At 54.8% G+C, this 19,021-nt stretch carries 16 protein-coding genes; 2 read left to right on the top strand and 14 right to left on the bottom strand.

What is annotated here, in order from left to right:
* Positions 1 to 6: 6 nt before the first annotated feature.
* From ABCS64_RS04515 to ABCS64_RS04500, 4 genes are all read right to left on the bottom strand, one after another.
* Positions 7 to 1,128, bottom strand: coding sequence for a TRAP transporter substrate-binding protein (locus tag ABCS64_RS04515; RefSeq protein WP_418890713.1), 1,122 nt, complete (start codon positions 1,126 to 1,128; stop codon positions 7 to 9).
* 42 nt (positions 1,129 to 1,170) lie between these two features.
* Positions 1,171 to 2,202 carry a galactitol-1-phosphate 5-dehydrogenase gene (locus ABCS64_RS04510; protein ID WP_418890712.1) on the bottom strand — a complete coding sequence of 344 codons (1,032 nt, stop codon included), beginning with the start codon at positions 2,200 to 2,202 and terminating at the stop codon, positions 1,171 to 1,173.
* Positions 2,203 to 2,273: 71 nt separating this feature from the next.
* On the bottom strand, positions 2,274 to 3,410 hold the full coding sequence (locus ABCS64_RS04505) for a Gfo/Idh/MocA family protein (RefSeq protein ID WP_418890711.1): 1,137 nt from the start codon (positions 3,408 to 3,410) through the stop codon (positions 2,274 to 2,276).
* A 50-nt stretch (positions 3,411 to 3,460) separates the two neighbouring features.
* Entirely contained in the window at positions 3,461 to 4,543 is a 1,083-nt protein-coding gene (locus tag ABCS64_RS04500; RefSeq protein WP_418890710.1) for a PfkB family carbohydrate kinase, read from the bottom strand.
* Between the two features lie 248 nt (positions 4,544 to 4,791).
* Between ABCS64_RS04500 and ABCS64_RS04495 the strand changes: the two genes are divergently transcribed.
* Positions 4,792 to 5,589, top strand: coding sequence for an SDR family oxidoreductase (locus ABCS64_RS04495; protein WP_418890709.1), 798 nt, complete (start codon positions 4,792 to 4,794; stop codon positions 5,587 to 5,589).
* A 78-nt stretch (positions 5,590 to 5,667) separates the two neighbouring features.
* Entirely contained in the window at positions 5,668 to 6,423 is a 756-nt protein-coding gene (locus tag ABCS64_RS04490; protein ID WP_418890708.1) for a fused MFS/spermidine synthase, read from the top strand.
* A gap of 244 nt (positions 6,424 to 6,667) precedes the next feature.
* Here ABCS64_RS04490 and purF read toward each other — a convergent pair whose 3' ends face one another.
* The 10 genes from purF to ABCS64_RS04440 all read right to left on the bottom strand — a co-directional run bounded on the left by purF (position 6,668) and on the right by ABCS64_RS04440 (position 18,936).
* Positions 6,668 to 8,200: an amidophosphoribosyltransferase gene (gene purF, locus ABCS64_RS04485; protein ID WP_418890707.1), complete on the bottom strand. Its 1,533-nt coding sequence runs from the start codon at positions 8,198 to 8,200 to the stop codon at positions 6,668 to 6,670.
* A 9-nt stretch (positions 8,201 to 8,209) separates the two neighbouring features.
* Positions 8,210 to 8,701, bottom strand: a complete 492-nt coding sequence (locus ABCS64_RS04480) for a CvpA family protein (protein WP_418890706.1) — start codon at positions 8,699 to 8,701, stop codon at positions 8,210 to 8,212.
* Positions 8,698 to 9,657, bottom strand: a complete 960-nt coding sequence (locus ABCS64_RS04475; protein ID WP_418890705.1) for an SPOR domain-containing protein — start codon at positions 9,655 to 9,657, stop codon at positions 8,698 to 8,700. Before ABCS64_RS04475 ends, ABCS64_RS04480 begins: the two co-directional genes overlap by 4 nt.
* A gap of 27 nt (positions 9,658 to 9,684) precedes the next feature.
* On the bottom strand, positions 9,685 to 11,007 hold the full coding sequence (folC, locus tag ABCS64_RS04470; protein ID WP_418890704.1) for a bifunctional tetrahydrofolate synthase/dihydrofolate synthase: 1,323 nt from the start codon (positions 11,005 to 11,007) through the stop codon (positions 9,685 to 9,687).
* A gap of 186 nt (positions 11,008 to 11,193) precedes the next feature.
* Positions 11,194 to 11,736 (bottom strand): hypothetical protein, encoded by a 543-nt coding sequence (locus ABCS64_RS04465; RefSeq protein ID WP_418890703.1) that lies wholly within the window; start codon positions 11,734 to 11,736, stop codon positions 11,194 to 11,196.
* Positions 11,737 to 11,785: 49 nt separating this feature from the next.
* Positions 11,786 to 12,607 (bottom strand): tryptophan synthase subunit alpha, encoded by an 822-nt coding sequence (gene trpA, locus ABCS64_RS04460; RefSeq protein ID WP_418890702.1) that lies wholly within the window; start codon positions 12,605 to 12,607, stop codon positions 11,786 to 11,788.
* 11 nt (positions 12,608 to 12,618) lie between these two features.
* Positions 12,619 to 13,824: a tryptophan synthase subunit beta gene (gene trpB / locus ABCS64_RS04455; protein ID WP_418890701.1), complete on the bottom strand. Its 1,206-nt coding sequence runs from the start codon at positions 13,822 to 13,824 to the stop codon at positions 12,619 to 12,621.
* A 339-nt stretch (positions 13,825 to 14,163) separates the two neighbouring features.
* Complete coding sequence (locus ABCS64_RS04450; protein ID WP_418890700.1) at positions 14,164 to 14,793, bottom strand: phosphoribosylanthranilate isomerase; 630 nt, start codon at positions 14,791 to 14,793, stop codon at positions 14,164 to 14,166.
* Positions 14,790 to 15,590, bottom strand: coding sequence for a tRNA pseudouridine(38-40) synthase TruA (truA, locus tag ABCS64_RS04445; protein ID WP_418890699.1), 801 nt, complete (start codon positions 15,588 to 15,590; stop codon positions 14,790 to 14,792). Before truA ends, ABCS64_RS04450 begins: the two co-directional genes overlap by 4 nt.
* A 433-nt stretch (positions 15,591 to 16,023) precedes the next feature.
* Positions 16,024 to 18,936: a motility hub landmark protein FimV gene (locus tag ABCS64_RS04440; protein ID WP_418890698.1), complete on the bottom strand. Its 2,913-nt coding sequence runs from the start codon at positions 18,934 to 18,936 to the stop codon at positions 16,024 to 16,026.
* Between the last annotated feature and the right edge of the window lie 85 nt (positions 18,937 to 19,021).

The raw sequence follows: 19,021 nt of genomic DNA, 5'->3' as shown, positions 1-19,021 counted from the left end.
CACTGCTTATTTTGCGACAGCGGCGATTTCCGCCTGAAATTCCTTCAGGAATTCTTCGCCGATTTGCGGCGTGAACTTGGTAATGACCGGCTTGACTTTTTCCTGAATCTTGGCCAGCTCTGCCGCAGAAACTTCATCCACCTGGACACCCACCTTGCGGAATTTTTCGATCACATCCTTGTCGCCCTGATCGAGCAATTGACGCTGGAGGATCTTGGCCTCTTCGGCTGCCTTCTGCACCCCTTCCTTGTCAGCAGCGCTCAGTTTGTCCCAGAACTTCTTGGAAGCGATCAGCGCAACCGGCGTGTAGACGTGATTGGTTAAGGAAATATATTTCTGCACTTCCTGCATCTTGTTGGTATACATATGCACGAGCGGGTTTTCCTGACCGTCAATCGCCTTGATTTCCAGCGCTGTAAAGACTTCGGCAAAGGCCATTGGAACCGCGTTAGCGCCCAGTGTCTTCCAGGTTTCCATCGCGACAGGATTCGCCATGACACGCAGCTTCAGACCGGCAATGTCCTCAAGTTTGGTAACAGGATGCTTACTGTTGGAAAGGTTGCGAAAGCCCATTCCCGTCCACATCAGACCATGCACGCCGATCGGTTCGAGCTTGGTGAAAATCTTCTTGGATGCCGCACCATCAAGCACGGTATACACCTGCTTGGTATTGGCAAACAGGAACGGTAAATCCCACACCTGCACTTCCTTGACCTTGGCCGAGAAAGGCGCCAGCGTACCGATATAGAATTCCTGTGTGCCCGCCTGAACCGCCTGCAGCATCTTTTCGTCACTGCCCAGAACGGAGCTATGAAAAACTTTCAATTTCACGTTGTTATTGGTGTATTTTGCCGCCAGTTCGGCAAACTTGTTCATCGCAACGGCTTGTGGATGCTCCTCCGGCATGGCGTGTCCGACTTTTCCGGTCACAGCAGCCAGCGCGCTGCTGCTCGCAAAAACGCCCAATACGGCGGTTAGTGCAAATTTTCTGAAAAACGTTTTATTCATGCTTCCTCCTCGAAGTATAAGAACAGCTTGCGCCGCTCTGCCAAAAAATCTGTTCCGCACGAAACCAGAGAACTGCAACGATACCCGATATTCAGCGTAAACAGAAAATCGGAAATCCACAGCGGCTGCATGACCGGCATGCGGCCGCCGCAGAGTGCAAAATCAGGGCGTCACGATGACTTTTTTCAAGCCGGGTTCGCCCTTGTACAAGCGCTCGAACCATATCGCCGCATCAGCCAGCGGGACAACCGCGGAAATCATTTCATCCACCCTGACACGGCCATTGGCGATCATATCGAGGCAGGCCGGATATTCACCGGCGGAAGCGCATGAACCGTAGAGCGTAATCTGCCGCGTGACCACCGCCTGCAAAGGCAGTTCGACCTTGGGCGACAGGTTGCCGACCAGGGCGACTTTGCCTCCCTTGCGCACCGCCTTGATCGCCAAATCAATGGTTGGCGTAATGCCGACGGCCTCGACTGCGGCATCCGCACCGCGCCCGTGCGTCAGTGCATGAATCTGATCGACGACATCGGGCGCATCCGCCTTGATCGCATGATCAGCGCCAAATTCGAGCGCCGTATCGAGCCGCGATGCATCCAGATCGACGGCGATAATTTTTCCGTAGCCCTTGATGCGCAGCGCCTGCACAACGAATAAGCCGATCATGCCGCAGCCGACGACGATCGCGCTATCGTTGAGCTCATTCGTCATCAGGTTGACCGCGTGGAAAGCAACCGAAACCGGCTCGGTCATGGCTGCGCGTTCAAAGCTGAGCGAATCCGGCAAGCGGTAGAGAATCGACTGCGGCACTGCGACGAACTCGGCAAAAGCGCCATGTTGGCGATATTCGCTGCAAGAGACGCCGAGCACCTTGCGATAGTCGCTCAGGTTGAACAGTCCCTTCTGCGAATAAAAGTCCGGCCGCATCACGATGGTCGAATCGAACGTGACCCGGTCGCCCACGCGCCATTCGCTGACGCTGCCACCAACCTGCTCGATTACACCCGAAGCCTCATGCCCCATGATAATCGGCGGAATCCGGCGGCCCGTGCTGCCATCCATCCCATGGACATCACTGCCACAAATGCCGCACGCCTTAACGCGGATCAGTACATCTTCCGCACCGATCTCAGGTTCAGGCACGTCCTCGTAAGAAAACTGCTTGTACGCCTTCAACACCAATGCTTTCACAACTGTTTTCCTTCCCTCTGATATTTTGCGCTGTTCATATTCTTTTCGTATCTATTTCGCCCTCGCCCGCCTCAGTGCAGCGGCATCGATGCGTAGGTTTCATAATCCAGATCGGAAGCATCCGGCGCCAACGGAAATTTGATCGGTTTGCCGCTCTTCTGCGAACGATAAATCGCCGTGAAAATTTCTACCGTTTTGCGGCCGTCTTCCCCCGTAACCAAGGGCTCGCGCCCTTCCGCCACCGCGCCCAGAAAATCGGCAATTTGCTGGCGGAAGTAATACTCCATCGAATCCTCGTGGCTGTTGAACAGATCGCTGTCCTCCTTTTGCCACTGTGCAAGCATTGCCGCCTCACCGGGCACCGTCCACAAATCATTGATGGGCGGTTCGGTTACGGAGGACATGCCAGCGATGAACATCGCACCGCCGTCGGTCTGCACACCTACTGAAGCGCCGTTATCGCCATGGACATGCACTTTGCCGTAAATGCCCGGTTTCTGCGCGTTGCTGACGACAATATTGCCGAGTGCGCCACTGCGGAAACGGATAACAGCCACCGCCGTATCTTCTACCTCAATATACGGATGGTTGATGTTTGACCAGACGCCGAACAACTCATCAATCGGCCCCATGAACCATTGCAGCAGATCGAGTTGATGCGGCGCCTGGTTGACCAGTACGCCGCCGCCCTCCGAACGCCACTTGCCGCGCCAGGCATCGCTTTCATAATACTTGCGGTCGCGCCAGCCGAGCATCAACACTGTACCCAGTGCCGGACGCCCAATTTTGCCGCTGTCGATGGCACGCCGCATTCGCTGCGACGGCGCGTAAAAGCGTCTCTGGCAGACTGTCCCGACTTTGACGCCCGCCTGTTTTGCCGCATTCAGAATATCGTCGCAGTCTTTCAGCGTAGCTGCCAACGGTTTTTCGACCAGCACATGCGCACCCGCTTCGATCGCGGCGACGGCGGCATCACGGTGCGCCGGATGCGGCGTACATACGATTGCTGCTTCGACACCCACCGTGGCGACCATTTTTCCGATATCGCAAAAGCCCTCGACGCCGTATTTCTCGCCGTACTGCTTTGCCTTTTCCGCGCTACGGCTATAGATGGCGACGAATTCCGCTTCGGGTAAATGTTTGAGTGCCGCAGCATGCAGGTCGCTGACCTTGCCACAACCGATGATGGCTGTTCTGATTTTCCGCATCGTAATACTCCGCAACAACCAAGGCAAAAAACTAAAAACCGCTAAAAATCTCAGCGCTGCACACGCGCCGACCCGCCTTTGGCAAAGGCGCGCACTTCGTCGAGCGAGGCCATCGAAATATCTCCGGGGAAAGTCGTCAGCAATGCACCGTGCGCCCAACCGAGCCGCAGCGCATCTTCAGGGGATTCACCCGTCAGCAGGCCGTAAAAGAAACCGGAAGCAAAACCGTCACCGCCGCCGATCCGGTCATAGACATCAAGTTCGGCCGTTGGCGCAGTATAGGTCTTGCCATCGACCCAGGCGACGGCGCTCCAGCGATGGCGGTTGGTCGAGAGAACCTCGCGCAAAGTCGTTGCCACCACCTTAATCTGCGGATGCTTGGCGAGTACCTTGTCGATCATGCTGAAGAAGGCTGCCGGATCAAGGCTCGATTTGGCCGCGACCTCCGGCCCCGGAATACCCAGGCTTTTCTGCAAATCTTCTTCATTGCCGACCAGCACGTCGACATGCCGGAGAATTTTATCGAGCACTGCGACGGCGTGCCGTTCGCCACCGGCGATATTCCACAATTTGGCACGGTAATTCAGATCGAAGGACACTACCGCGCCCGCCTGTTTGGCGGCCTGCATGCCTTCGACAATAACTTCCGGAGTCGTTTCCGACAATGCGGAAAAAATACCGCCGCTATGGAACCAACGCACGCCCCCGGAAAAAATCTCTTTCCAATCAAAATCGCCAGCCTTGAGCATGCCACCCGCCTCGTTGGCGCGGTTATAGAACACGATCGGCGGACGCACGCCTTGCCCGCGGTCACTATAGACCGTCGCCATATTCGGGCCGTTGACGCCATTGTGCTTAAAACGCTTGTAAAACGGTTTGACACCCAGCGTGCGCACGGCGTTATCAATCAGCTCGCCGACGGGATAATCGACCATCGCCGTCACGATGCCGGTCTTAAGACCAAAGCAGGTTGACAGATTGGCGGCACAGTTAAATTCGCCACCGCTGACATGAATCTCGCAATGGCTGGCGCGCCGGAAGGGCACAATACCCGTGTCGAGCCGGTGAATCAGGGCGCCAAGTGAAACGAAGTCAAGAGAACCCTGACTGGAAATGGTTAAACCGTTGCTCATATATTCCTCGTGTTTGTCTTCAGTGTCAGCGGGCCGGAACCAGCACTCCGCGAATAAGGGAATATTGCTATGATTGCCTCGCGCCATCCCCAGCGCGGCGCGCACAAGTCTGCACTTGAGCGCAGTATGCTGTCAATAGCGCGCCATCACTGGAGAGGCAATATTCGGCGCTTTCATGGAGGCGCATCACAAACCGCTCTGGAGGATACGCAGGAAACCGCGCTACCTTCGGTTTGTCAGATAAAAACATGGAGAAAAACATCATGGCCGCACCGCTCGATACTTCATTATTCAATTTATCCGGCCGCACCGCCCTGATTACCGGCTCGGTGCGCGGCATCGGTCAGGCGCTGGCCGACGGGCTGGCTGCCGCCGGCGCGCGCATCGTCGTCAACGGACGTCGGGAAGCGGCCGTCGCGGCGGCGGTCGACCGGCTCTCGGCGCAGGGATGCGCGGCGCTTGGCTCGGTCTTCGACGTGAGCGACGAAGCCTCGGTGATTCAGGCATTTGAAGCACTCGACGCACAGGGCATCGAAGTCGACATCCTGATCAACAATGCAGGCGTCCAGTTCCGCAAACCGATGGTTGAACTCGCCGTCGAAGACTGGCGGCGCGTCGTCGACACCAATCTGACCGGCGCCTTCATCGTCGCGCGACAAGCCGCACGACGCATGATCGCGCGCGGGCGCGGCGGCAAAATCATCAACATTGGCTCTCTGACCAGTGAAGCCGCACGCGCCACGGTCGCCCCTTACACCGCGGCCAAAGGCGGCATCAAACTGCTCACCCGCGCCATGGCCGCCGAATGGGCGCAATTCGACATTCAAGCCAATGCCATTGGCCCCGGTTATATCCTGACCGAAATGAATACGGCGCTGATCGAAAATCCGGAATTCGATGCCTGGGTCAAAAGCAGTAATCCGGCGGGCCGCTGGGGCAGACCGGACGAACTGGCCGGCACCGCCGTTTATCTGGCTTCCGCTGCTTCAAACTACGTCAATGGCCAGATTATTTACGTCGATGGCGGCTGGCTTTCGGTATTATGAGGCGCAGGTAATCTTTTAAAGATTTCAGGTTATTGATTTCCGATTAACGTTTCTTCCACCCTATTTACCACTTTCCCTATGGCCACCTCCATCGAAGTCAGTGAAAAAGCAGGCGTGTGTTACCTGCATTTCAGCGCCGAATGGATTCAAGGCGCGATGCGCGTCCGCAAACCGGATGCACTTGAGCTTGCCTACACCCGCGACATGATGGCCTGTCTGTTACTGCGTGAACCACCGTGGCCGCGCGAAGTGCTGATCGTTGGCCTGGGCGCCGGCTCGCTGGCTAAATTTATCTATCGCCAGTTGCCGGAGACGCGCATTACGGTTGTCGAGATCGATCCGCAGATAGAAATCATTGCCAAACTACATTTCAAATTGCCCGACGATCCTCAGCGTCTGCGCATCGTCATCGGTGATGGCGCGGATTACATGCGGCAGCGCGGTCCCGCGTTCGACGCTATTTTCGTTGATGGCTTCGATAAACACGGCCGCGCGGGCATCCTGGATACCCTGCCCTTCTACCAAAGCTGCCGTGCACGACTGACGGCACAGGGATTAATGTCGGTCAATTTGCTGGGGCGCAGCCGGGGGTTTGCTGCCAGTACGCAGCGCATTGCGGAAGCTTTTGACGGACACGCCCTTGTTTTCCCATCCTGTGACAGCGGCAACACCATCGCCTTCGGTACAGGCGCAGAAGGTGTCGATGTCCATTTGACTGAAATGGCAGAACGCGCCCGGCAGCTAAAAACCGACGCGGGCATCGATCTATTCCCTCTCCTGCCGCGCCTGCAAGCCGCCGGTAAACTGTTTCAGGATCGGCTGATCATCGGATAATCCAAGGATCGGCCGTATCCGTTGTGGTTTCCGAGTTTCAGCGCATCAGACGCATCGATAAGCGGGGTCAGTTCGCCCGTTCCGCTATAAATTTGGAGCAGCTAATTTGGCGATTTCTGCTTCTGTAAAAAGCCGAGCTATCGTCCTGGTTACTACCGCATTTAGATCCGCAATCACTAATTGCGCTAAGGCGGGCATTAAAGTTTACCGACGATATAGTCACAATCTGACCCACAATCAGGCGCTATTCGGGAACCGAGCCGGAATTAATATCCAGCAGCGTTTTACCGTTCCGTCCGCCGGCGCCTTTTTCTGCCAGTTTTTCGTCCCGTACCTGCTCGAGGGTATCCAGGTATTCGGGCGTCACGTCGCCGGTCACGTACTCACCATTGAAGCAGGAGGCGTCAAAGTTAATGAGTGCCGGATTCAGTTCACGCACAGAAGCCTTGAGTGCTTCCAGATCCTGATAGACCAGCGCATCCGCACCAATTGTGCGGCAAATTTCTTCCCTGCTGCGCCCGGTGGCGATCAGTTCGCTGCGCGTCGGCATATCGATGCCGTAAACGTTGGGAAACCGCACAGGGGGGGCTGCCGAGGCAAAATAGACTTTGAGCGCACCAGCCAGACGTGCCATTTCAACGATTTCGCCGCTGGTCGTCCCGCGCACGATGGAATCATCGACAAGCAGCACGCGTTTGTTCTTGAATTCCTGGGCGACGGTATTGAGTTTTTGGCGCACCGATTTTTTACGTACTGATTGGCCGGGCATGATGAAAGTACGGCCGATGTAGCGGTTTTTGACAAAGCCTTCCCGATAGGGCAGCCCAAGTTTTTGCGCCAGTTGCATCGCTGATGGCCGGCTTGAATCGGGAATGGGAATAACGACATCGATTTCTTCGACCGGGATTTCGGCGGCAACGCGTTCAGCCAGATGCTCGCCCATATGCAGGCGCGTTTCGTATACCGAGACACCGTCGATCACAGAATCGGGACGCGCCAGATAAACATATTCAAAAATGCAGGGCGAAAGTACGGGGTTGTCTGCACATTGGCGCGTATAGAGCCGGTGCGCCATGTCGATGAAAATCGCTTCGCCCGGCGCTACGTCACGCATAACACGGAAACCCAGTGTGTCGAGCGCAACCGACTCCGAAGCCACGAGATACTCCTTGCCTTCCGGTGCATCATTTTCACCAATAACCAGTGGGCGAATGCCGAAAGGATCGCGGAAAGCCAGCAAACCGTAACCGGCGATCATAACAACGACGGCATATGCTCCCCTGCAACGGCGATGAACACCGGCTACCGCACTAAAGATGGTTTCCGGATCAAGTTGGTAGCCAGTAGCGGCTGCCTGCAGTTCGTGCGCCAGTACGTTCAGTAGCACTTCCGAATCGGAATTGGTATTGATGTGACGCAAATCCTGAAGGAACATTTCCTTCTGCAATTGTTGCGTATTGGTCAGGTTGCCGTTATGCGCCAGCACCAGGCCGAAAGGCGAATTCACGTAAAAAGGCTGGGATTCGGCTGAATCCAGCGCCGAACCGGCTGTCGGATAGCGGCAATGAGCGATGCCCATCCGGCCCGGTAGGGCACGCATATTGCGCGTGCGAAACACATCACGCACCAGTCCGGGCGCCTTATGCATATAAAAGGCGCCGCCATCGGCCGTGGTAATACCCGCCGCATCCTGTCCGCGATGTTGCAAAACCATCAGGCCATCATAAAGAAGCTGATTGACCGGCGTCGTTGCCATGACGCCAAGAATGCCGCACATATAAAACCCCTACCTAAAACGAATCCGTCCGGCGACATCCGGTGGCAACCAGGGCCGTCCAGTGAGTACCACTGTTTCCAGTGGCGGCGCAAACTGCGCCTCGCGCCACCATTGCTCTTGCGGCAGCGGTGTCATGCCGCCTGCCGCCACCAGAATCAGAAGAATCAGAACGCCGCGCGCCAGGCCGAAAAACAGGCCGAGCAGTCGGTCGGTAATGGTCATTCCCAGTGCCTTGAGCAGGCTGCGCAACAGCAGGCGCAACAGCGCCATCAGGGCAAGCACGGCAATAAAGATTAGCGTCCAGGCAACAAGCAGACGCACCGTCGGATCAGTAATACGCGCCAGGAACATGGTTGCCGCTTCTTCACCCCATTCACGCGCCGCGATGAAAGCCAACACCCAGGCGGTCAGCGCGATAATCTCTCCGATCATGCCGCGCCACAGCCCAAGCAGCAACGAGATGACGAGGACGGCAATAACAAAATAATCGAAATAAGTCATGGTTTTCCGGTGATTACCCCATTGACGCCGATCTGTTTCATTTTTTGCGCAGCTTTTTCGGCAGCATCACGGCTGGTGAAGGGGCCGGCGCGTACCCGTGTTTTCTTGCCGGATTCGATCGGTTCAGTAAAAACCCGGATGCCCTGTCCCCCAAGTTTTTCCTGCAACTGCTTGACGTTGTCCGTATTAGAGAAGGTACCGATCAGAATGACGTAACGTTCGCTGCTTTTGGCGGGTTTTTCAGCCTCGGCGCTGGTTTTCCCCTTTGCTTCTTTCGCTTTCCCTGCGGTATCTACATCTTTGCCGGCAAGCGCGGCGGCGGCACGACGGGCTTCTTCGGCGCGCGTGCGTTTTGCCGTGTGTTCCGCATCGGTGTTCTGTGCTTTGGCGCCATTTTTTTCAGCAGTGCTTTCAGCAGGCTTCTCGGCCGTTTTTTCCGGCGTCTTTTCCGGTTTTTTCTCAGCTGTTTTTGCAGATTTATCTGGTGTTTTATCTGATGCTTTATCCGGTGTTTTATTCAGCTTTTCCCGTTTTTCTGGCTTATCAATCTTTTGCTCGACAATTTTTTCCGTTTTTGGCGTTTTTTGAGTAGTCGCGTGATTTGCCGCCTTCTCCGTAACCTTTGCGGCTGCGTTATTCACGTTATCCGCCGTGTGTTCCGAAGGTATTTCCGCCGGCTGCACGATGTCCTTACCAGCGCTTTCTTCTGTCGGTCCTTCGCCCGATTTCTTCGGTGGCTGCCCCTTGATCTGGCGCTCGATCCGTGGCGTAAAAGTCGTCTGGTCCTGCCCGGGAATACGAATCTGGATGTCCTGCACCTGCTGTTTTGGTTCTTTGTCCATCACCATCGGTAACACGACAGCGGCGAAACCCGCGAAAGCTGCTGCGCCAAGCAAACGGCGGCGTGCCCTTCTTTTTAAAAGCAGATCATCATCTGAGGATTGGGTGTTTGGCATTATCAGTGCAAAAAGTTGAGGGAATTACTAAGCGTGAAGCAGGCATTCCGCACGGCCGGCAGAACTGTCCAAGGCGCGTATCGCTGCCGCCACCGTATAGAACGACCCACAGACAATAATTCTATCATTTTCCCCTGCCAGGCCGGCCGCACGGTCAAATGCCGCCGCCGGCGCAGGAAACAGTTCAATCTGCCCCCCCAGCCCGATGACGGCGTCGCGTATCGTACTGGCAGGTGCGCCGCGCGGCGTTTCCGGCAGGCTTGTCAGCAGCCAGACGTCGATCTTTCCGTCCAACGCCGCAAGTGCGCCAGCAATATCCTTGTCCGCCAGCATACCAACAACGGCCAACGTTTTTCCCGCGACAGGCATCTCGTCAAGATTGCGCGCCAATTCGCCGATAGCCTGGGGATTGTGCGCCACGTCGAGAATAATCGCTGGCTTCTCCTGCACACGCTCAAAACGCCCGCGTACACGCGCATTGCAAATCCCTTGCGCAAGGGCTGCAAGCGTCGTCGGCAGACGTTTCTGCAAGCAGTGCACCGCCGCCAGCGCCGCCGCCGCGTTGCGCAACTGAAAATCACCGCGCAGGACAGGAAAAGGCAGAGGCTCGAATACACCTTCACTGGAGACGAAAGACCAGTCTGCATTGCCGCGGCGGAAGGAAAAATCCCGGCCAATCAGCCGTAAGTCGGCGCCCAGCGTGGCTGCATGATTGCGCAGGGATTGCGGGGGTTCGGCGTCGGCGCAGATTGCCGGCCGCCCAGCGCGGAAAATTCCCGCCTTCTCGAAACCAATCGCCTCACGCGTTGCGCCCAGCCAATCGGTATGATCCAGCGCAATACCGGTCACGATAGCGCAATCCGGCGTGTAGATATTGACGGCATCGAGACGCCCACCCAGCCCTACTTCAAGAATCGCCGCTTCGACCCGCCGGGCAGAAAAAATCTCCCACGCAGCCAGCGTGCCAAATTCAAAATAGGTCAGCATTACGTTGCTGGCCCGTTGCCGCGCCGCCTCAACACGCACAAACGCGGCGCATAAATCCGCATCCGCTACAGGTACGCCATCAATGCGCACGCGCTCGTTGTATGCCAGCAGATGCGGCGAGGTGTAACAGCCTGTCCGGTAGCCCGAGGCACGATAAATCGATTCCAGATACGCACAGGTCGAACCCTTGCCATTTGTGCCCCCCACGATAATCAGCGGGCAATGCTGCACCTGCGCCAATGCCACCTTGACGCGCATAATGCGCGTCAATCCCAGCTCGATGCCGGCTTGCCCTTTCGGATGCAGGCTTTCAAGATATGCCAGCCAATCCGGCAAAGAATCGGGTTTTATGGATGGAAGCATGGATAATTGACTTTTCTATTTTTATCTTTATCTTTTCAAAAGATGGCCAAAACTAGTAAATATGAAATACGGGACAAATGAAATAATTAACCAGACCCATTGAGTACTATAAATCACCCAAGCCCAACATCCCCAAGCCCAACATATACATAATATTTTTATCAAGTTATACATAAAATATTACCTTTAAGGAATTTTAATAGGACTTAGTCCCCATCTAACATATACCAAGTATGGAACAATCCGAACTGTTCCTCTTGGCGTTGGCAAATAAATAGGAATTTTTGCGGCGCTTTGAATAAAAAGATTCACAGGCCTTCCTGTTTTTGCCATATAGACTCCTGGACCAAAAAGTCCTATCCGGGTTGCATTGACGCTCGATGCTGTGGCAATACCTCGTGCTCCCTGTATTGTTGTAAAGTGAACTAAATGTTTGGGTAGACCGAAAAAACCGAAACCACTTGTTCCTAGTGTTATTGCTGTACTCGGTGCTGTATTAGGTGTCCAAAGTGCTGCAAATACTCCGGGAATATGCGCTAACGGGGCCAATGGATGCTCTGAAGAAGTTGCGATATCTGCCCAATACTGGGCCGCACTGTCTCCAGCAAGTATTGATAGCCGAAACAGGTTTGTAAGCCTACTAAACAAATATTCAATTGAATTTTTATTATATATATTAATTACCGAATTACAGCCAGAATTAGTACAACTTATAGATTCAATGCTCAATTAATTAACTCCTGTTATCTGTAAATTTTTATATAAATAAACAAAAATATTATACAAGCTCATTATTTTTATTAGGGTTATCTACACCCCGCCGCAATTCACTCACCAGAGTACTGATGCGGGCAATGACGGTATCCGGCGTTGAGCGTTCAATTTCTTCGATGATGCGGCTGCCTACAATGACGGCATCGGCTACCTGAGCTATTGCGCCTGCCGTTTGCGCATCACGGATGCCAAAACCGACCCCCACCGGCACTCCGGTAACAGCGCGGATTTCCGGAATGCGCGCCGCGACGGCGTGTACGTCGAGCGCGGTCGAGCCGGTAACCCCCGTGAGTGAAACATAATAGATGTAGCCGCGCGCCAGGTGGGCAACCTGCGCGATGCGCTCTGGTGTCGATGTTGGTGCAAGCAAAAAGATCGGATCAATCGCATTGGCCTGCATCGTCTGGACAAATTCGCTTGCCTCTTCCGGCGGATAATCGACAACGATGACGCCATCGACATCCGCCGCACGCGCCGCTAGAGCGAATGCTTCGACGCCTATCGTTTCGAACGGATTGGCATAGCCCATCAGGACCACCGGGGTTTCCCGGTTGCGCTGGCGGAATTGGGCGACCATGTCAAGCACGCCGCGTAAGCTGACACCCTTGGCCAGCGCACGCTCGGAGGCGCGCTGAATGGTTGGGCCGTCGGCCATCGGGTCGGAAAACGGCACGCCCAGTTCGATGATGTCGGCGCCGGATTCGACCAGCGTATGCATCAGCGGTACGGTCAGCGCCGGATCGGGATCTCCGGCAGTAATGAAAGGAATCAACGCCTTGCGGCCTTGTGCCTGCAGGCGATCGAACGTTGCAGATAGTTTGGACATAGCGCGCCTCCTTACAACACAATGCCGGATTTTTCGGCCACAGTATGCATGTCCTTATCACCGCGGCCAGAAAGATTGACAAGCAGAATCGCATCCTTGCCTAGCGTTGGCGCGAGCTTGATGGCTTGCGCAACGGCATGGCTTGATTCAAGCGCCGGGATAATGCCTTCCAGCCGGCAAAGTGCATGAAAAGCCGCCAGCGCCTCATCATCCGTGACTGCCACATATTCTGCGCGCCCGCTGTCCTTGAGCCATGCATGTTCCGGCCCGACGCCGGGATAATCGAGTCCCGCAGAAATTGAATGCGTTTCAATAATCTGGCCGTTCTCATCCTGCATCAGACAAGTTCGGTTGCCGTGCAGCACGCCGACCCTGGCGTTTGCGGTCAGCGGTGCGGCATGTCGTCCGGTAGCGATGCCCTCGCCCGCCGCTTCGACGCCGATTAGGCGCACGCTGCGCCGTTCGATGTAGTCATGAAAAATGCCCATTGCGTTGGATCCACCGCCAACGCAGGCAATAACGGCATCAGGCTGACGGCCGCATTGTTCCTGCATCTGGGCCACGGCTTCACGGCCGATAACCGATTGAAAATTACGCACCAGCATTGGGTAAGGATGCGGCCCGGCCACGGTACCGATCACATAGAAAGTCGTCGATACATTTTTCGCCCAGTCGCGCATCGCTTCGTTCATCGCGTCTTTGAGTGTTTTTGAGCCGGATTCCACCGGTACGACACTCGCACCCAGCAGCTTCATGCGATACACGTTGGCTGCTTGCCGCCGAATATCTTCTGCCCCCATATAGATGACACATTCCATGCCATAGCGGGCCGCGACCGTCGCCGTTGCGACGCCGTGCTGTCCGGCGCCCGTTTCGGCAATGACGCGCCGTTTTCCCATGCGCCGCGCCAGTAGCGCCTGACCGACGCAGTTATTCACTTTGTGTGCGCCGGTATGGTTAAGGTCCTCCCGTTTGAGATAAATCTGGGCACCACCGAGCTCGTCGGACAGACGTTTTGCGTGGTAGATCGGACTGGGACGGCCGACATAATGCTTGAGATCATGCTCGAATTCGGCAATAAATACCGGATCGCGTTGCGCCGCAAAATAGGCGGTTTTTAATTCTTCCAGCGCCGGAATCAGTGTCTCGGCAACAAAAATGCCACCGTAGCGGCCAAAATGGCCGCTGGCATCCGGTAAATCGTAAGATGAGTTCATGAGTTCTCCTGAAGACAGGGACGTAATACACGTCGCACAAAAGGCGCAAACCCGTAGAAAAGGGGAACTAAAATTGAGAATGGGCTGCGCCGTCAATGACAGGCTTGCAATGGCGCGTTCAACACGCGCTTAACGTGCTTTCAGCGCCAAGTATGGTCAGCGTAGGATCGCCGCCACCAGTCACGGGTACGTCCGCCAGGAGTTTTTCGCATCGTTTGGGTCAGGACGAGATAATGATGAAAATATAATCAGGCAACCGGGATGTATCAAACACCAAGAATATTCAAAAGAAACGCCGGAAAGAGGCGCTTTGAATTTCAAGGAGGTGTGTGCATTCTATCACTGCATATCGGCGCGGTGTACAGCTATCACAAAGGCGCGCATTTTTTCCGCATCTTTGATGCCCTTACCCGATTCCACGCCCGAAGAGACATCCACGGCGGCCGGATGCACACGCCGAATGGCATCGCCGACATTGTTTGCATCAAGCCCACCAGAAAGAACGATTGGCTTAGGCAGTTCACGCGGAACCAGCGTCCAATCAAAGGCTTGGCCGCTACCACCATAACCTTCAACGAAGGCATCGAGAAGGATCGCCTGGGCGGAAGGAAATGCTGCCATCTGACCTGGCAAATCGATATCCGGGCAAACACGCACTGCCTTAAGGAATGGGCGACCGAACTGGCGGCAATAGGCGTCATCTTCATCGCCATGAAATTGCAGTAAATGAACCGGAATAGCGGCCAGCACTGCGCGCACCTGCGTCGGCGCAGCGTTAACAAATAGGCCGACGATATCGACGAATGGCGGTACGTGCCGGATAAGTTCTATTGCCCGCGCCAGATCGATATAGCGCGGGCTGGCTGGATAAAACACCAGCCCAATGGCATCAGCGCCCGCGGCCACAGCAGCATCAACATCCTGAGGGCGTGTCAGTCCGCATATTTTGATGCGCGTCATTAACCTCATGCTCCTATCCATGCGGGCATCATTTCTGCCATTGACCCTTTCATTCCAGGAATTCCCCAACATGCGTCATAGCGCACGCCAACAAGATAGAGGCCGTCTGCTGCAAACGTCGGGGCAGCCAAGCGACGATTTTTTGTTGCTAATAATTCGAGCATCCAGTCGATCGACTGTTTGCCCTGACCAATAAAAACCAGACTCCCAACCAGATTACGCACCATGTGCTGTAAAAACGCATTGGCCTCGAAGTCGAAAATGAAGAGTTCACCATATCGTCTGACCTGGGCCGCATATATCGTCCTGATAGGCGTCTTGGCCTGACACTCTGCGGCACGAAAAGCAGAAAAATCGTGTTCGCCAACAATCTGCGTAGCCGCCTGTTGCATCCGTTCGATATCGAGCGGATGATGATACCAACCTATACGTCCATGTTCGATGCCGGGCCGTTGCGGGCGATTAAGCAGCAGGTAACGGTAGTGCCGTGCAGTAGCGGAAAAGCGCGCGTGAAAATCATCGCTGACCGGTTGTGCCCAGTGCACAGCAACCGCAGGCGGCAAAAAAGTATTAGCGCCACGCACCCAAGCGGTCAGCGGCCGTGCAACCGGGGCATCAAAATGCACGACCTGCCCTATTGCATGAACCCCGGCATCGGTACGACCGGCGCACACGACGCCAATCGGCATACCAGCAATCTGCGTTAACGCAGTTTCTAACGAATCCTGCACGGTGCCACCACCAGGCTGCGTCTGCCAGCCCCGAAACTCGGAGCCATTATATTCAATGCCAAGCGCAATCCGCATACCGATTTCAGCTCCGATACGCCGTCAGCCCCGAAAAAGCAAATCGGCAAAACACCAATCCGCAGGCAGTACAACCAGTATGCAGTAGTTTGAGCAAGACAAGGCAAATCCTCCGGGCTTGACTATTTTTATGGGTACAAGACACCCACTCCGCTAATGCCGCAATGCCGCGACAGGCAATATGTACATCACACCCGCGCAGAAATTGTGAACGGAGAGTCTCGACTATTTCTTGTATCGGCAGCATGTGTTTGTCCCTGCCGTAGTTCTTATACTGTCTTTGGATCGCTGTCTTATATGAAAAATTAACTTCACTGGCTATAACAGTGTCTAGGTTCGTCTAGTATTCGACCTATTTATCTTCAGCGCTTCCCAAAGAAAAAAGCCGCAATCCAAACGGATTGCGGCTGTATTTTACCTCTCGCCGGAGGTATTAATTGCCGAGTCGAGCCAAAAGTTCATTGGCTTTCTCGCGCTGCTCGGAATTGCCCTCCTTGGCCACTTCTCGCAGTAATTCACGTGCACCATCCACATCACCCATCTCTTCGTAGGCTTTGGCTAAGTCAAGCTTGGTCGATACATCTTCATTCGTCCCAACGCCTGACTCTGGATTGACGACTGCAGCCGATTGTGTTGCCCCATCACCCATGACTCGTGCAACGGGCTGTGTCGCTTCAAGATTAAGGTCTATCGAACTCATGTCGATCGGCGATGTCTTGGGTGACGCAGCTCGGGAAGCAACGTCAGAATCCGGTCGTGGCATTTGGTTGCCCAAGAAAGTTGATGCCGTTAGATCAACATCAAACTCAAGGTCGTTAGCCAGAGGTGCCGTCGCATCGGCTTTAGGTGCAGGTGTCTGATCCGTTCCTGACTCAGGCAAACTAAAGTCAAGCATAGAAGATGTCGATAATGGTTCCTTCGCTGCAGGCTGGGACTGAACTTGCGATGCAGGTGCAGGCGACGTATCCAGGCTAAAATCCAAAGCTTGCGTCCTCGTCGCAGAGGCTGCTGCTTGCCCGGCCGCATCCGTCTTCCCTGCACCAAGATCGAAGTCCAGACTGCTCATATCAAGCGTCGTTTCGAATAGTGACGATGCCTCGGATTTTGTATTCGCACTACCACTTGCTACCGAAGAGGCAGCTGCTGCCGTAGCCTGTTGTAATGGTGCTCTCCCTGCTGGCGGGGTGCTTGGCGTAGCGGTAACGGGATCTCTTGATGCCATCGACGCGGCGGGATTTGATGTTACCCCGCCAAATAACGGATTCTCCGGTGCAAAGCGCTGACCGATCGTTACCGCCTTCTCCCAGTCCGCCCCCCTGCCGCCGGTAGCGGCATATAATTCCTTCGCCACCGCATCGACCTGTTTTGCATCTTTACGATTGGCATAAATCTCCAGCAACTTCAAATTGATGGCCGTTGGAAAGGGTTCTTTGCGCTTGGCTTCAAGAAGGATTTCCTCTGCCTGCGCATCACGCCCATAAGCCATGTAAACATCGGCTTCCTCTACCGGATCAACCTCTTCGGTGTCGATACTGCCAGGGCTGGCTTGGCTAAAATCAGTTTGCGAAGTATGCGAGGTATCGACACTTTGCCCACCGGTATTACGAAATACAGAATTAGCCGTTAGGTTGCTGCCGCTGACAGATGGCGTCGACAGACTCAAAGGGTCCAACGATGACTGCCCAGCGTTATTCGATTTCCGGTGGCGTAGAAACAACCACCCCCCTAATAGCAATGCCAGAATCCCGCCACCACCGGCCAGAAGCATTGGGTCTTCTAGCAAAGATTCAAAAAAACTCGGTTCCGGTGCCGTTGGTTGAGATGGCGCTACCGGGCGCTTGGGCGCGGGTGGCTCCTCTGCTGCAGGCTGAGCCTCTGCTGATGGGACGGATGTTTGTGCCTGTGTTTCTGGCTGACTAGCCGGAACTGTTGGAGTTGTCGGCGACTGTGCAGCATCAATCGGTGGTTCCGCCGAGCCAGCGGCTAGCAAAGTAGGGGCTGCGGAAGATTCAAGGGCAGGTTTAGGTGGCTCAACAACTGCTGGGCGTGTCGGTTCAGAAGCAGGCGCCGCACTCTTTCCTTGGGTTGTATCGGCTTGTTTCTGCAACTCGGCAAGTGTTTGATCTTTCAGTTCAAGCAATTGCTGCAATTTAGCAACATTCTGCTCCAGCATTGCTACACGTTCATTCGCCTCTTTGAGTGCTTTATCCCGTGCAATGGCATCCTCTCTCCCGGCACTCTGCCCTCGACCAGACTTCCCGGCCCCAGACCCGGATACCTTGACCTGATCCCCGGATTCTCCCGGTTCTGGGAATCTATCTTCGACTTTTGCCGTAATCTTGCCGGCGACGCCCTGACGCGCCTCGCTATCCGCAGCAGGTGATTTTGCCGCAATAGACGCCAGCCTGCTGCGATAGGCATGCCATTCAGCCGTCTGTGTAGCGACGATTCTTCTTGCTTCTCTAGGTGAAATCGATTCAACAGTACCCTTGTCAGGAATCGTCAAAGTTTTTCCTGTCTTCAGACGATTCATGTTGCCACCGCCAAACGCCTGCTGGTTGGCATGCAACAGACCAATCAACATTTGCTCCAATGTCACGCCATCTGGGCGAGTCTCTCCAGCAATCTTGTGGAGGGTATCGCCCTGTTTGACGACATAGGTATCGCCGCCAGCACCGCCAGTATTGGCTGCAGGAGCGCTTGCTGTCCTTGTTTTGACGGACATTGCTGGCGCCGACGCCTGACTGCCGCTGGCAATGCGCGCATATCCTTGCCCTTGCACTGCAGCTATGGCACGCGCACGAGTCTCTTCCGAAATCGAGGAAGATGAAGAAGAAGTCACCGTGGACTGCCTTGGCGAGGATGTTGCAGATACGACTGGCACAGTCGCAACCCGTGTATTTTTAAGTGCAACCTCAGGCGGATCGAGCAAGAACGTATATTCACGCACTAAGCGACCTGTCGGCCAATTCAGTTCAACCAACACATCAACCAATGGTTCGCTAATCGGTGTATCCGAAGCAACCCGGATCACTGGTTTTTTACCGGCTCGTCTGTCGAGCGTAAATGTGATCCCGCGCAACGATGTCGTGTAGTCGAGCCCCGCCTGTTTAAACGCCTCTTGCGAAGCCAGCTGCGCGCGCATGCCGGACAACTCTGCCGCCGTTGCATTGACTTCAATTTCCGCACGCAGAGGCTGTCCTAGCGCTGAAAAGACGACTACTTTTCCCAGTCCTGCAGCAGAAACTTGTCCCGGAATTGCCAAAAACGCCAAGCTGGACGCGACAGCGGCAACCGACACACGCAAGCCTAAGGGCTTAGTAAATCCACAAGAATTATTTTTCACGGCACACCCTGAACTTCTTTTATTGGAAATATTAAATTAACATCATGGAGTTAGGCATGCAAGCTAAACATGCTTCTAAACTTAA

Source organism: Dentiradicibacter hellwigii, assembly GCF_041770905.1.
In the GTDB taxonomy this organism is placed as follows: Bacteria; Pseudomonadota; Gammaproteobacteria; order Burkholderiales; family Rhodocyclaceae; genus Propionivibrio; species Propionivibrio hellwigii.
Note: the sequence above shows the minus strand (reverse complement) of the source record. Positions and strands in the feature narration are given on the sequence as shown.

Excerpts from the sequence above, each read along its gene's own strand:
- ABCS64_RS04475 (WP_418890705.1), bottom strand. The coding sequence starts at position 9,657 with ATGCCAAACACCCAATCCTCAGATGATGATCTGCTTTTAAAAAGAAGG.
- truA (WP_418890699.1), bottom strand. The coding sequence starts at position 15,590 with ATGCGGATTGCGCTTGGCATTGAATATAATGGCTCCGAGTTTCGGGGC.
- trpB (WP_418890701.1), bottom strand. The coding sequence starts at position 13,824 with ATGAACTCATCTTACGATTTACCGGATGCCAGCGGCCATTTTGGCCGC.
- ABCS64_RS04505 (WP_418890711.1), bottom strand. The coding sequence starts at position 3,410 with ATGCGGAAAATCAGAACAGCCATCATCGGTTGTGGCAAGGTCAGCGAC.
- ABCS64_RS04500 (WP_418890710.1), bottom strand. The coding sequence starts at position 4,543 with ATGAGCAACGGTTTAACCATTTCCAGTCAGGGTTCTCTTGACTTCGTT.
- purF (WP_418890707.1), bottom strand. The coding sequence starts at position 8,200 with ATGTGCGGCATTCTTGGCGTCATGGCAACGACGCCGGTCAATCAGCTT.
- ABCS64_RS04450 (WP_418890700.1), bottom strand. The coding sequence starts at position 14,793 with ATGAGGTTAATGACGCGCATCAAAATATGCGGACTGACACGCCCTCAG.
- folC (WP_418890704.1), bottom strand. The coding sequence starts at position 11,007 with ATGCTTCCATCCATAAAACCCGATTCTTTGCCGGATTGGCTGGCATAT.
- ABCS64_RS04480 (WP_418890706.1), bottom strand. The coding sequence starts at position 8,701 with ATGACTTATTTCGATTATTTTGTTATTGCCGTCCTCGTCATCTCGTTG.
- ABCS64_RS04490 (WP_418890708.1), top strand. The coding sequence starts at position 5,668 with ATGGCCACCTCCATCGAAGTCAGTGAAAAAGCAGGCGTGTGTTACCTG.
- ABCS64_RS04495 (WP_418890709.1), top strand. The coding sequence starts at position 4,792 with ATGGAGAAAAACATCATGGCCGCACCGCTCGATACTTCATTATTCAAT.
- trpA (WP_418890702.1), bottom strand. The coding sequence starts at position 12,607 with ATGTCCAAACTATCTGCAACGTTCGATCGCCTGCAGGCACAAGGCCGC.